This window comes from Pseudomonas parasichuanensis (assembly GCF_021601385.1).
Taxonomy (GTDB): domain Bacteria; phylum Pseudomonadota; class Gammaproteobacteria; order Pseudomonadales; family Pseudomonadaceae; genus Aquipseudomonas; species Aquipseudomonas parasichuanensis.
Window position 1 is genome coordinate 68,071 of sequence record NZ_BQHO01000011.1, and the last position, 12,971, is coordinate 81,041.

The following is a 12,971-nucleotide window of genomic DNA, read 5'->3' on the forward strand; positions in this document are numbered from 1 at the left end:
GCAGGAGTTCTGGCTTCGGACTGACGAATTCGTGGAGAGGGGCCGGCGCATCAGCTGCCGACCCCTTCCGATTACTGCCTAATTACTTCTTTGCGACGTTACCGGCGTGGGACAGACCCAGGTCAGCCAGGGTCTTGTCGACCACTTTGGCCGGCAGCGGGATGTAGCCATCCTTCACCACGACCTGCTGGCCAGCCTGCGACAGCACCAGCTTGACGAACTCGGCTTCCAGCGGGGCCAGAGGCTTGTTCGGGGCCTTGTTGACGTAGACGTAGAGGAAACGCGACAGCGGGTACGAACCGTTCAGGGCGTTGGCTTCGTTATCTTCGATGAACTCGCCGCCTTCTTTCTTGGCCAGGGCCACGGTCTTCACGCTGGCAGTCTTGTAGCCAATGCCCGAGTAGCCGATGCCGTTCAGCGAGGAGCTGATCGACTGCACGACCGAAGCCGAGCCAGGCTGTTCGTTGACGTTAGGCTTGAAGTCGCCTTTGCACAGGGCTTCTTCCTTGAAGTAGCCGTAGGTGCCCGATACCGAGTTGCGGCCGAACAGCTGGATTGGCTTGTTGGCCAGGTCGCCGGTCACACCGATGTCGCCCCAGGTCTTCACGTCAGCCTTGCCGCCGCACAGGCGGGTGGACGAGAAGATGGCGTCGACCTGAGCCATGGTCAGGCCCTTGATCGGGTTGTCCTTGTGCACGAATACGGCCAGGGCGTCGACGGCAACCGGGATGGCGGTTGGCTTGTAGCCGTACTTCTGCTCGAAGGCCTGCAGCTCGACGTCCTTCATCTTGCGGCTCATCGGGCCCAGGTTGGCGGTGCCTTCGGTCAGCGCGGGTGGCGCGGTCGAAGAACCAGCGGCCTGGATCTGGATGTTTACGTTCGGATATTCCTTCTTGTAGGCCTCGGCCCACAGAGTCATCAGGTTCGCGAGGGTGTCGGAACCAACGCTGGAGAGGTTGCCCGATACACCAGTGGTCTTGGTGTAGGTCGGGATTGCAGGGTCGACAGCGGCGACCGCATTGGCGGCAGCGACGCCAGCGGCGGCAAAGGTCAGGGCCGCCATCAAACGCTTCAGTTTCATGCCTTGCTCCTAGCAGGAATATCGTGGGTTGTGAGATGGAACGGGCCCAAGTATCCGCAGGCCGCATGAACACGATATGACTCGAATGTGACAATTGGATGAAAGGCCATCACCGGTAGCCGGGGATGGCCTTTACAGGATGTTTCAGCAAGGTTCTGTCAGCCCTGGAGCGCTCAGCGGGCGCTGAACATCAGGTAGACCGGGACCATGCCCGACGCGGGCGGGAACACCACGATGTAATCGTCAAAACGAGCCGGCTCGGCAAGCGGTTCCACCAGCGGCACCTTGGGCATGCGAAGGAAGCCGATACCTGGGGGGCGTGAATGATCTTCGACGGCATAGGCCGACCTTCCTTCATGCCACTCGACGGTCACTGCCGCGGGGCCTTCGCAGGTAAACACGAACGACTGGCGCGAAGCATCCCAGACTGCCGGGCGAACCCGCACGGCGCCTGGTACCGCTCTGCCCTGCGTTGAAGTCATGAGCACATGGGCGTAACGGGTAAAGGGTTTGACGCCCGAGGCGGTGCCAGCACCTGCGCCACGCATCGCGCAGTACAGCCGCACCGGCACGTCTACTTCGGCACGCTGCTGGGCCAATGCCGCCAGGTCCAGGTGATCGCTGTCGAACATCTCGGCCAGCGGTATCGTCATGGCATAGCGCGGATCATCGCTCGGCGTGCTCGGCACGAACTCGACGACATCTATGCAGGTGCCCGGGTGCTCGCTTGCCAGCGATGTGGCTTGCCACTGCAACTCCGCCACGGCAGAGCGAAAGGTCTTGATCAAATGATACTGCTGCCCGGCGACCTCACGGCTCAAACCGCGCGCAGTGAGCAACGCCGGGTGCAGGCCTGCCGAATTCGCCGCCGCCCGCAAGGTGAGCGGGCCGTAGCCCGGGCCGGTGGCTGTCACTTCGGCCAGCCGGGCGATACGCGCTTCCAGGCGCTCGATCATCTCCACCCCAAGGCCATATAAGGCAGGGTGACGCGCCTGCGTCGCAGCCAAGGCCGCGCCATGCAACTGGCTAGCGGCCGTGGCCTCCTGCAACACCATGGCCTGGATCGCAGTATCGAGAAACGGGCTGGAGGCATCACGCCTTGCCGCATCGAGGGCGAACTTAACGGCCATGCTCATCTGCTCAAGCTGTTTGACCGTGCGGCTGGCCTGGTGCTGGACGGACTCCAGCTCGCGCAACGCTTCAAGGCTCGCGGCAAGTTGCTCATCTGGGGTGTCGGCCTGCGGGTCCAGTGCCACGCGCTGCTCAAGGTCGGCGAGTTGCCGGGTGACCTGCTGCGCAAGTGCTTGAATGTCCGCCAGCCGATTGCGCACTTGCTGCAGGTTTCGGCTGGAGGACTGCGAGGCCCGCTGCTCACGCGTCAGCGGTTGGCGGACTAGAGGCGGCGTCGGTACCTGCCCCTTGAAGGCGGTCAGCCCGTTTTGCTGGTGCCAGGATTTCAGGGTGGCGACGACGTTCGCTGGCGAGTTGACGATGCCAACAGCCTCGCTGCCTGAGTAGAAAATCAGATCGCTGCCGGCGGGGTGGGTGACGATGCGGTCGAAGTGGGCGATGAGCCGGTCGTGGTCAGGCTGGCTGAGTTCGGCATTCCAGAGGGTCTCAACGAATGAGAAAAACTGGTGCTCTTCGTAGTCTCGCAAACGATTTGCCATTACTGTCATAGGGCCTCCAGGCTCGAAGCATCTTTCATGACTTCAACTTGAGTAAGGCTTTTCATATCTCACCACTCCCCTTTAGACGACTCTCAAGTATTTTGTCCATACCTGTCATCTTTACCGAGAAACTGATGGCTGAGACTCGAAGATTTTTATCGTAACTGAAGCAGACTCTTAGCCCCTCATATCCTAGGGCCGTCAGGTCGAAAATGTCCCACCCACCAATTTCCCCCATTGGCAATGGCATATTGAAAGGCGCCTTGGACTTTATTGGCGACCCGTGAGCCTGCAAGACTGCATCTCGATTCTTGCAATTGCCAAACGGCGCATCCAACTCCCCATGAAAGACCGTGGCTGAGGGCACCCTTTTGGCGAGCGTAAAATGCAGTTGTTCGAAAACCTTGTTCTCCGCCCAGAACTCAAGTTCCACGCCGGCCTCTGCCTCATATCCGACAGTGAACGAACCAGCGTAAATTTCTTCGAGATCCGCCTGAGGCAAGACGTTGCTTGCAACCAATTCATCATGGCTCTTGCCCAAACACCTTAAATAGGTTTCAAGGCTGATAGCATTCATTGGTACATACCTCTTTCCACATGAAATTCGTGCAATTGCTGCCTGGCATGTTCGATTTGGCTCTCGCTAAATCCATATTCAAGTAACCCTGGCTTGAGTGCATCCAGATTGCTGTCCACCGCTGAGCGAAGATCAGAAGCGTCCTGCAACTGCTTCGCCAGAGAGTTCCGCCCACCATAGGTTTCGCTGAATTTTCGATGTACCTCCGCGGGTATCACAATACTTGGGGCTTTTTCCAAAAGTTCTTTTTTCTCCCTAAGGCTCAGCCTCGGCTCACTTTCAGATAAAAATATTTGGTAAGCCCTTCTGGACACAATGTGATCCACATCCATGAGGTCGTTGATACTGCGCCGGCTTAAGTCCTTGTACTCCCCTACCTCCAAAGGCTTGGCGGGTTCGTAGTTGACCAACCCCGGCGACGGCAGATCTACATCCCCACCAGACCCAGGGATTGTGGCCCCAGTCTCGTCCGGGCTCTCCCCTGGATATATTTCAAGATCTGGCACCACCGGGTCTGTAGCCCCACCCGGATAAACACCCGGAAGCGTCGGCCCTTCGGGTAGTACAGTTGACCCGAGCAACTCAATGCCCGGTGGCACCAAGGGCGTCCAGGTACGCGGCGGCTGGCCTTCGACGATCGCGGCATCGAAGCCCAACTCGACACCGCTGGCAAACCAGGGCTTGAAAGGCTCAACAACCGTGAGCACACCCTGCCTGCTGGCCGGCGCATGGATGCGCAGCCGGCCCAGGTCATACAGCCCCGAGCCGACGCCAGCGTCCCCCACATGCCGAAGCTCGAAGGTGCGCCGCTCACCGACCCAGGTGGATCGGGCCGCCACCGGTGCAAAACCATTGAGCAGGCGACGCTGGTTCACTTCGTCGAGCTGCCCCAACAGCCCTTCGTCTGCCGCCATGGCCCGCCAAACGGCGGCCCCGAACACGGGTAACGAGGAAAAGGTGCGGCCACGCAACTGATCGCCGACCTGGGCAGGCACACAAAGCCCTGAATCAGCCGTGCGCGCAGACCACCAATCAGCACCTGCGGTCTGGCCTTTGCCGCCGACCACCCCTGTGCCGGCAGGCGCGACCGCGAACGAAAAGTACTGAGGGGGCTGGCCCGCAATGCAGACGATGCAATCGTCGAAACGAAGATCGGCGCCTGCCAGCACATCACTGACCTGCGGCGCCACCATCAGCAATCGACCATTGGCAGCCGGCTCACCCGCCACAGCGGCATTGCTCAGTACCACTGTCTTGCTGGTGATTGCGTCCGCGTCGACCCGATAGGCACCGGATAACGGGTCGAAAACCGCGTTTTTGACCCTGACCTGTGCGGCGACCCCTGCGCCAGTGGAGGCCACCGCAATCGCCGTTCCACCCGGCAGATGCTCGATCTTGATGCGATGCTCGATGCTCGCCGAACCGCCCGCGTCGGCAATCGCCTGAAGATCCTGCCCCGCAGTGATACCCAACAGGTCCGCCCGAACCCCTAGCCCCTCCAGATGCCGCTGGCGCTGCGCAGCTGTCAGCTCGCCATCCCCCAGGGGCGGCGAGTACAGCATCGCGGTAGCCGTGAGGCTGACCGCCTGCCCCGCCCGAATGGCCGCGATCCTTGCCACCTCTTTCAACGTACCGATGACCGCTTGCTCGATAGCAGTCGCAGCCCCCGCGGCGACTTGCGCACCCGACGAGGTCAGCAAGACGCCACCGGCATGCGCCGCCGCAACCGGCGCGGTGAGGGTGGCTGCCTGCTTCAGCCGCTGCAGGCGCCGGTCTTCATCAGCCTGTTGCTTGAAACGGATCCGTGCTTCGCGCTGCTCGGCATACTGCCGCTGGCGCTCCCACTCGGCCTCCCTGAGCCGCCACACTTCCCGTTGCTGGGCATGCTCCAGCGCCAAACTGGCCGAGCGCTGCGACAGCTGCTCGATGGCCTGCTGCAGCAACAGGGCTTCTTGAGCTGACGCGTAGGCGGCCTCCCAATCACGGTGCAACTGGTGCATTTGCGTATCTGTGGCCAGGCTTGCCAGCCGCGCGACATACGCATCGGCAACCATGGCGGGATCGCCGAAGCGCTGGGCCAACGCTTTACGCTGCGCCAGCTCCGCACGCTTGTTGTCGATCAGCCCGTTGGTTTCGTTGCGTGCCTTAGTGGTCTGGTAAAGCTGCCAACGCTCGCTGTTGTCGTATTCAGGACGCCTGCGCGCCGCCAGCACCTCGGCCTCCAGGGCCTGTGATAGCGCCTCGCCCTTGGCGGCGAAATGCTGATCCAGCTGGGTTCTGCGTACTTCACGTGCCTGTCCGTAGCTGTCGACACGCTGTCGGTGGGCCTTTGCTTGAGCTTGAGCCTCAGCCTGCGCTCTCGCAACCGCTGCACGGCGCGCCTGTTCCTCGGCCTGGGCCTTGGCCAGCGCCGCTGCCCTGGCTTGGGCACGCTTCTTGGCGCGACGTCTGCTGGATCCCCCGAAGCCGCCACCAAAGCCACCGCCGCCACCAATACTGAAGAAGCCCCCATCGCCCCCGCTGGAGCCGGAAGGGCCTGGTCGGATGACGACGTCACCTGACGAGCCATCGTTATATGTGTTTCCAGCCATACAGTTCTCCTTGTCTGCATGGCTCAGGGTCTCGATCAGTAGGTGGGCGGCTGCGTTAGTTATGTCTCGGTGCGGGGCAAGTGCTTACAAGGTGTTTCCGATGGCGGAACAAATAAAAAGGCCATCGCAGGGTTTCCCTGCAACGGCCTTGAGGTCTGGGTCTGGCACCGCCTTCGCCGGTGTTCGCGGCTAAAGCCGCTCCCACAGGGGCCGCGTCAACCTGTCGCCGACTTGCCGGCGACAGGTTGTTCGATCAGCGTTTTCTGGCAAGCAGATAGCAACCCACCAGCAACCCGACTGCACACAGGCACGCCACGTAATACGCCGGTGCCATGGGGCTGAACTTGAGCAGCGCGGTCACCACCATCGGCGTCAAACCGCCAAAAATGGCGTACGCCAGGTTGTAGGAGAAAGACAGCCCACTGAAGCGCACCACCGGCGGGAAGGCCTTGACCATCACGTAGGGCACGGCGCCGACGATACCCACGCACAGCCCGGTCAGGGCGTACAGCGGGAACAGCAGGTCCGGGCGGGTCGGCAGGCTGTGGTAGAAGGCCCAGGACGACGCCAGTAGCGCCAGGCTACCGATAATGAACACGCGCCCGGCGCCGAAGCGGTCGGCCAGGCGGCCGGCAGCGATGCAGCCCAGGCTGAGCAGCACGATGGCCAGGCTGTTGGCCTTGAGCGAATCGGTGGGGCTGACGTGGTAGAGGCTCTGCAACAGCGCCGGGGTCATCAGGATGATCACCACGATACCGGCCGACAGCAGCCAGGTGAGCAGCATCGACAGGATGATCGCGCCGCGGTGGTCGCGCAGCACCGCGCGCAGCGGCAGCTCCTCGGCCAGGGCCTTGCGCGCCTGCATCTCGGCGAACACCGGGGTTTCATGCAGCCAGCGGCGCAGGTAGACCGCGAAGAAGCCGAACACACCACCCAGCAGGAACGGGATGCGCCAGGCGTAGTCCGCCACTTCTTCCGGGGTGTAGAGCGTGTTGATCAGCGTCGCCACCAGCGAGCCAAGCAGGATGCCCGAGGTCAGGCCCGCCGTCAGGGTGCCGCAGGCATAGCCAGTGTTGCGCGCCGGCACGTGCTCGGAGACGAACACCCAGGCGCCCGGCACTTCACCGCCGATGGCCGCGCCCTGGATGACACGCATCAACAGCAGCAGGATCGGCGCCCACAGGCCGATCTGTGCATAAGTCGGCAGCAGGCCCATGATCAGGGTCGGCACCGCCATCATGAAGATGCTCAGGGTGAACATCTTCTTGCGCCCGAGCAGGTCACCGAAGTGGGCCATGACAATGCCGCCCAGCGGCCGTGCCAGGTAGCCGGCGGCGAAGATGCCGAAGGTTTGCATCAGGCGCAACCATTCGGGCATGTCGGCGGGGAAGAACAGCTTGCCCACCACCGTGGCGAAGAACACGAAGATGATGAAGTCGTAGAACTCCAGGGCACCCCCGAGGGCAGACAGAGAGAGGGTCTTGTAGTCGCTACGGGTCAGCGGCCGGGAAGGCTGCTCGATACTGCTCGGCACGGAGGTCATCGCTGCTCGTTCTCTTGTAGGTATGCAGGCCGCTTGGCATGCGGCTTCTGGATTGGGTAGCGGGTGAAGATATCAAATTGCCGAGCAGCGCTCATAGCGGTACAAAATCCGTACAGATATTCATGAATGTGACGTCGTCGCTGGCTGTGCGGGTCTATATACTGCCCGCTCGTAGGAAAAGGTTGATTCTGGTGCGGGACGTTGTGCGAAAACGTCGGTCTCTATTGTCAGACTGTTTCGCAGAGTCTCCCCTTTGGCCGCCCCGAAGCGAAATCAGCGTAGTATGCGACCAGCTGAATCGTTTTTACGGCGTCCTTCACTGCGCCACCCACGAAGCGTCACGGGTCAGAGGCCCCACGGCATGATTGAGCTCGAACAAGAAGATCCTATTCCGCAGGGCGACCTGGCCTTGCAGATCACCGCGCTGCCGCGCGAAACCAACGGTTTTGGCGACATCTTCGGCGGCTGGCTGGTCGCGCAGATGGACCTGGCCGGTACCGCCATGGCCAGCCGCGTTGCCGGTGGCCGCGTGGCCACGGTGGCCATCGACCGCATGGCCTTCCTGGTGCCGGTGGCCGTGGGTGCACAACTTTCCTTCTATACCCAGACCCTGGAAATCGGCCGCAGCTCGATCCAGATGATGGTCGAAGTGTGGAGCGACGATCCGCTGTCCAGTGAATGGCGCAAGGTCACCGAAGCGGTGTTCGTGTTCGTCGCCATCGACGGCAGCGGCCGCACTCGCTCGGTGCCTCGTCGCTAACCTGCGCGAGCGGTAAACTCATTGCAGGTCACCGGGTCCAACGGACCGACAGGCATTCAATGAGACGAGCGCAATGGCTACTTTCAAGGTCGACACCGAGCTACACGGCGAACTCAACTGCTGGCGCATTACCAGCGACCGCGCCGAACTTCTGATCGCCCAGCAGGGCGCGCAGGTCCTCAGCTACCAGCGCATCGGCGAGCCGCCCCTGCTGTGGCTGAGCGACCAGGCCATTTTCCGTCAAGGCAAGTCGGTGCGCGCCGGGGTTCCGGTGTGCTGGCCCTGGTTTGGCAATCTGCAGCGCAATCCGGCATCAGTGCAGGGCATGTTCCAGGGCGAACAGGCACCCGCCCATGGCCTGGCCCGTGGCCGCGACTGGCAGTTGCTCGGTATGGAAGAGTCTGGCGACAGCCTGCGTATCGAATTCACCCTGCCCGACGCCCAGGGCGAGCTGCCGGGCTGGCCCCATGAGGTCGAGCTCAAGCTGCTGGTGGAGCTGGGCGATCAATTGCAACTGACCCTCACCAGCTACAACCTCGGCAATACCAACGTCACCCTCAGCCAGGCCCTGCACAGTTACTTCGCCGTGAGCGATGTGCGCCAGGTACAGGTGGAAGGCGTCGATGGCCTGGGCTATATCGAAACCCTGGCGGACTGGGAGCAGCGCCAGCAGCGGGGCAACCTGGCTTTCACGGGCGAGACCGATCGTATCTACCTGAATGCGCCCCAACAGCTGGCCATCGTCGACCCGCACTGGAACCGGCGCATCACGCTGCAGGCCAGCGGCTCACGCAGCGCGGTGATCTGGAACCCCTGGACCGAACGCGCCCAGGAGCTGCCGGACATGGCCGACGATGGCTGGCAGCGCATGCTGTGCATCGAGACGGCGAATGTGTGGGATGACGTGGTCGAGCTCAAGCCAGGGGCGAGTCATGCGCTGGCGCTCACCATCGGCTGTGAAAAAATCTGAAACTTGCGTTACCTGCACCGGCCTCTTCGCGGGCAAGTCGCAGCGGCGAACCGCCGCTCCCACAGGACCTGCATAGCCCCTGAAAGCTGTTGAGTACCCGCGAAGGGGCCGGTGCAGGCGATCAAAGATCCGCGTCTTCGACCACCCTCACCTTCCCCGCCTCCAACGCATACGCCGCATCCGCCAGGTCATTGCTGACCTTCTCCACCTTCAAGGTGCCGGTCACCCACAGCGGCGTGTAGATATCGTCGATTTTCAACCCTTTCGGATACCGCACCAGCACCAGCTGGTTCGGCGGCGGTGGCGGCACGTGGATGCAGGCGCCGGGGTACGGCACCAGGAAGAACAAGGTGCTGTTGCCCTTGGCATCGCTCTCCAGCGGCACCGGGTAACCGCCCAGGCGGATCTGTTTGCCATTCATGGCGGCCACGGTCTTGGTCGAGTACATCACCGCCGGCAGGCCCTTGCTCTGCTTCAGGCCGCCCTTGGCAGTGAACACGCCCTGGGCTTCGGGGGAGTTGTGGTCGATCTCGGGCATCTGCTCGAGGGCCTTCTGGTCCGACTTGGGCATCAGCTCCAGCCAGTCGGTTTCGGGCAATTCGGCACGGGCCAGGGTGCTGACCAGCAGCAGGGGGATGAGGAATAACGCACGCATGGAAATGCTCGGCAACTCAGGTTTGAATTGCCGAGCATTCTAGCCTGTGTTCAGTTCTTCTTGATGAAGCCGTAGATCACCAGAAGGATGATCGCGCCGACCAGGGCCCCGAAGAAGCCTGCGGCCTGCCCGGCCTGGTAGATGCCCAGGGCTTGCCCGCCATAGGTGGCGGCCAGTGAGCCGGCGATACCGAGGAGGATGGTCATGATCCAGCCCATGCTGTCGTCCCCGGGTTTCAGGAAGCGCGCCAGCAGGCCGACGATCAGGCCGATGAAGATGGTTCCAATGATGCCCATGGCAATCCCTCTGTGGTGAAGTGGAACAAGCCAAAGCCTAGTCAGCGCTTTGGCTTGTCGCCATTTCAGAGGGTCGCTTAGCGCAAGAAGTTCGCTCAGCCGGCGATCAACGCCTCTACTTCGGCGATCTTGGCCTGGAGCGTGGCCATGTCGGCGCAACGCAGGGTGGCGTGGCCAACCTTGCGCCCGACCTTGAAGGCCTTGCCGTAGTGGTGCAGGTGGCAGTCGTCGATGGCGACAACCTTGTCCACCGCCGGCACTTCGCCGATGAAGTTGAGCATGGCGCTCTCACCGACCTTGGCGGTCGAGCCCAGCGGCAGGCCGGCGACGGCGCGCAGGTGGTTCTCGAACTGGCTGCACTCGGCGCCTTCGATGGTCCAGTGCCCGGAGTTGTGCACACGCGGGGCGATTTCGTTGGCCTTCAGGCCACCGTCGACTTCGAAGAACTCGAACGCCATCACGCCGACGTAGTCCAGCTTCTGCAGCACGCGGCCAACGTAGTCTTCGGCCAGGGCCTGCAGCGGGTGCGCAACGCTGGCCACGGACAGGCGCAGGATGCCGCTGTCGTGGGTGTTGTGCACCAGCGGGTAGAAGCGGGTTTCGCCATCACGGGCACGCACGGCCACCAGCGACACTTCGCCGGTGAACGGCACGAAGCCTTCCAGCAGGCACGGAACGCTGCCCAGCTCGGCGAAGGTGTCGATTACGTCTTCCGGTTTGCGCAGGACTTTCTGGCCCTTGCCGTCATAACCCAAGGTACGGGTCTTCAACACGGCCGGCAGGCCGATGCTGGCGACGGCGGCGTCGAGGTCGGCCTGCGAGAGGATGTCGGCGAAGGCTGGGGTCGGGATCCCCAGGTCGCGGAACATGCTCTTCTCGAACAGGCGGTCGCGGGCGATGCGCAGGGCTTCGGCGCTCGGGTACACCGGCACGAACTGCGACAGGAAGGCGACGGTTTCCGCCGGCACGCTTTCGAACTCGAAGGTCACCAGGTCGACTTCGTCGGCCAGCTGGCGCAGGTGGTCCTGGTCGCCGTAGTCGGCACGCAGGTGCTCGCCCAGGGGGGCGGCGCAGGCGTCCGGGGCCGGGTCGAGGAAGGCGAAGTTCATGCCCAGCGGGGTGCCCGCCAGGGCCAGCATGCGGCCCAGCTGGCCGCCACCGATTACACCGATCTTCATATCGTCAGCCTCAAGCCTGGCGCGGGTCTGGATTGTCCAGCACGGTGTCGGTCTGCTCGGTGCGGAACTGCTTGAGCGCCGCGTGGAACTGCGGGTACTTGGCACCGAGGATGCTCGCCGACAGCAGGGCGGCGTTGATTGCGCCGGCCTTGCCGATGGCCAGGGTGGCAACCGGCACGCCGGCCGGCATCTGTACGATCGACAGCAGCGAGTCGACGCCCGAGAGCATCGACGACTGCACCGGCACGCCCAGCACCGGCAGGTGCGTCTTGGCGGCGCACATGCCCGGCAGGTGGGCGGCGCCACCGGCACCGGCGATGATCACCTCGATGCCACGGCCTTCGGCCTCATCGGCATACTGGAACAGCAGATCCGGGGTGCGGTGGGCGGAAACCACCTTCACTTCGTAGGGAATGCCGAGTTTTTCCAGCATATCGGCGGTGTGGCTAAGGGTGGACCAATCGGACTTGGAGCCCATGATCACGCCAACCAGTGCACTCATCGTCGAGCCTCTTCGCTTGTGCGCCCGCAGGCGCGTCAAAAAACAACAAGCCACGCGGGACGACCGGCGTGGCTTGTTTGCTGATCTGGACCGGAGCTATCCGGTCGAAAGGCCGCGCAGTATACCGTAACGCACAGCCGTCACGGCACCCCCGGCGACCAACTGTCGCCCTTATTTTTCGGGGCTTTGGCTGACTTTTGGGTCAACTGAACCGCCTTCGAGCTTGCGCCACAGCAAGCGCACGTTGGCCTTGCGCACCAGGGCGCAGCGATACAGGCGGATTTCCAGCGGCACATGCCACTGGCTGGCGCCACAGACCACCAGCTCGCCGCGCTCAAGCTCGCCGCGCATCGACAGCTTGGGCACCCAGGCGATGCCCATGCCTTCCAATGCCATGCTTTTGAGGCTGTCGGCCATGGCCGTTTCATACACCGTGGTATAGCGCAGGTTGCGCTGGCGCAGCAGCAGGTTGACCGAACGGCCGAGGAAGGCACCGGCGCTGTAGGCCAGCAAGGGCACACTGCCCTCACCTTCCAGGTCGAACAACGGCTTGCCATCGGGCGCAACTGCGCATACCGGGAGCATTTCGGTGTTGCCCATGTGCAAGGAAGGGAAGATTTCGGCATCCATTTGCAGCGCGGCGTCCGGGTCGTAGAACGCCAGCATCAGGTCGCAGCCACCCTCGCGCAATGCATGCACCGCATCTCCCACGTTGGTGGCCACCAGGCGGGTGGCGATGTTCAAACCGTCGTTGCGCAACTGGGCCACCCAACGGGGGAAAAACCCCGAAGCCAGCGAGTGCGCCGCGGCCACCTGGATCACCTCACCCTGCCCGCCCTCAAGATGATGCAAATGGCGCAGAACTTCGCTCAACTGGTCGACAACAGTACGCGCCGTAACCAGAAACAGCTGCCCGGCCTCGGTCAGTTCGATGGGGGTGCGGGAACGGTTCACCAAGGTCAGCCCCAAGGCCGCTTCCAGGCTGCGGATGCGTCGGCTGAACGCCGGCTGGGTGACGAAACGGCGCTCGGCCGCTTGCGAGAAACTGCGGGTTGAGGCCAGGGCACTGAAGTCCTCCAGCCATTTGCTTTCGAGGTTCATCGACTACTCCGCAACGCGTGCACCAAAATGGAACACGCTCGATTGTC

Annotated in this window: 12 protein-coding genes; 2 read left to right on the forward strand and 10 right to left on the reverse strand. The window is 62.7% G+C overall.

The window, feature by feature from the left end; genetic code table 11:
* Positions 1–82 precede the first annotated feature (82 nt).
* The 5 genes from L6D77_RS11400 to L6D77_RS11420 all read right to left on the reverse strand — a co-directional run bounded on the left by L6D77_RS11400 (position 83) and on the right by L6D77_RS11420 (position 7,462).
* Positions 83–1,081 carry a phosphate ABC transporter substrate-binding protein PstS gene (locus tag L6D77_RS11400; protein WP_232883451.1) on the reverse strand — a complete coding sequence of 333 codons (999 nt, stop codon included), beginning with the start codon at positions 1,079–1,081 and terminating at the stop codon, positions 83–85.
* 173 nt (positions 1,082–1,254) lie between these two features.
* A complete protein-coding gene (locus L6D77_RS11405; protein WP_236170047.1) occupies positions 1,255–2,751 on the reverse strand; it encodes an S-type pyocin domain-containing protein in 1,497 nt (498 codons plus the stop codon).
* 61 nt (positions 2,752–2,812) lie between these two features.
* Positions 2,813–3,328, reverse strand: a complete 516-nt coding sequence (locus L6D77_RS11410; protein WP_232883453.1) for a DUF6392 family protein — start codon at positions 3,326–3,328, stop codon at positions 2,813–2,815.
* Complete coding sequence (locus tag L6D77_RS11415; RefSeq protein WP_232883454.1) at positions 3,325–5,919, reverse strand: S-type pyocin domain-containing protein; 2,595 nt, start codon at positions 5,917–5,919, stop codon at positions 3,325–3,327. Before L6D77_RS11415 ends, L6D77_RS11410 begins: the two co-directional genes overlap by 4 nt.
* 253 nt (positions 5,920–6,172) lie before the next feature.
* Positions 6,173–7,462 carry an MFS transporter gene (locus L6D77_RS11420; protein ID WP_232883455.1) on the reverse strand — a complete coding sequence of 430 codons (1,290 nt, stop codon included), beginning with the start codon at positions 7,460–7,462 and terminating at the stop codon, positions 6,173–6,175.
* Between the two features lie 361 nt (positions 7,463–7,823).
* Here L6D77_RS11420 and L6D77_RS11425 point away from each other — a divergent pair, with 361 nt between their 5' ends.
* Both L6D77_RS11425 and L6D77_RS11430 read left to right on the forward strand, forming a co-directional pair.
* Positions 7,824–8,222, forward strand: coding sequence for an acyl-CoA thioesterase (locus tag L6D77_RS11425; protein ID WP_003253317.1), 399 nt, complete (start codon positions 7,824–7,826; stop codon positions 8,220–8,222).
* Positions 8,223–8,295: 73 nt separating this feature from the next.
* Positions 8,296–9,192 (forward strand): D-hexose-6-phosphate mutarotase, encoded by an 897-nt coding sequence (locus L6D77_RS11430; protein ID WP_232883456.1) that lies wholly within the window; start codon positions 8,296–8,298, stop codon positions 9,190–9,192.
* 121 nt (positions 9,193–9,313) lie between these two features.
* On the opposite strand, the gene L6D77_RS11435 is transcribed toward L6D77_RS11430, so the two are convergent.
* From L6D77_RS11435 to L6D77_RS11455, 5 genes are all read right to left on the reverse strand, one after another.
* The gene (locus L6D77_RS11435) at positions 9,314–9,847 is read right to left on the reverse strand and encodes a DUF3299 domain-containing protein (protein WP_232883457.1); all 534 of its coding nucleotides are present in this window, start codon (positions 9,845–9,847) and stop codon (positions 9,314–9,316) included.
* Positions 9,848–9,897: 50 nt separating this feature from the next.
* Positions 9,898–10,143 carry a GlsB/YeaQ/YmgE family stress response membrane protein gene (locus tag L6D77_RS11440; protein ID WP_050707557.1) on the reverse strand — a complete coding sequence of 82 codons (246 nt, stop codon included), beginning with the start codon at positions 10,141–10,143 and terminating at the stop codon, positions 9,898–9,900.
* A 95-nt stretch (positions 10,144–10,238) separates the two neighbouring features.
* Positions 10,239–11,321: a 5-(carboxyamino)imidazole ribonucleotide synthase gene (locus L6D77_RS11445; RefSeq protein ID WP_232883458.1), complete on the reverse strand. Its 1,083-nt coding sequence runs from the start codon at positions 11,319–11,321 to the stop codon at positions 10,239–10,241.
* Positions 11,322–11,331: 10 nt separating this feature from the next.
* A complete protein-coding gene (gene purE / locus L6D77_RS11450; protein ID WP_232883459.1) occupies positions 11,332–11,823 on the reverse strand; it encodes a 5-(carboxyamino)imidazole ribonucleotide mutase in 492 nt (163 codons plus the stop codon).
* 171 nt (positions 11,824–11,994) lie between these two features.
* Positions 11,995–12,924: a LysR substrate-binding domain-containing protein gene (locus tag L6D77_RS11455; protein ID WP_232883460.1), complete on the reverse strand. Its 930-nt coding sequence runs from the start codon at positions 12,922–12,924 to the stop codon at positions 11,995–11,997.
* Positions 12,925–12,971 lie beyond the last annotated feature (47 nt).